Origin of the sequence: Mesorhizobium sp. M3A.F.Ca.ET.175.01.1.1 (assembly GCF_004791945.1) — a bacterium.
GTDB lineage: Bacteria > Pseudomonadota > Alphaproteobacteria > Rhizobiales > Rhizobiaceae > Mesorhizobium.
In genome coordinates this window covers 1-337 of the sequence record NZ_SRTP01000205.1, presented here as the reverse complement: position 1 = coordinate 337, position 337 = coordinate 1, and the positions used below count along the sequence as shown (strand labels likewise).

At 59.6% G+C, this 337-nt stretch carries 1 pseudogene; it reads right to left on the bottom strand.

From position 1 onward, the window contains the following. Positions 1-242 (bottom strand): annotated as a pseudogene (locus EN818_RS31350) (colanic acid biosynthesis glycosyltransferase WcaL); the annotation flags it as partial. Positions 243-337: the final 95 nt, after the last annotated feature.

Genomic DNA, 337 nt, shown 5'->3' with positions numbered 1-337 from the left:
AGATAAGCAAACAGCGAGCGGATCACGCGCAGCGGCTCGTCATGCAGATATTCCGGCAGATAATGGACCGGCGCTTTGATCTCGTCATGCACGGGGTGGCGTTTTGCGTCGGTCGGCCGCCGGAGCGCGACGAGTATCAAGTCGAACCCCGCACGCTCCAGACCGAGCAGTTCCTGCGCGATGAAGGTTTCAGACAGCCGCGGATAGCCCTTCAGAACCACGACGATCTTGCGATGTTGCAACTCAGTTCATTCCTTCAATGACCGACAGGTGATGGCCGGCCCGCCTGTCGAGCAGTTCCGCGACGATTTCGGAAATATGGGGCAGCCCCTCCAGC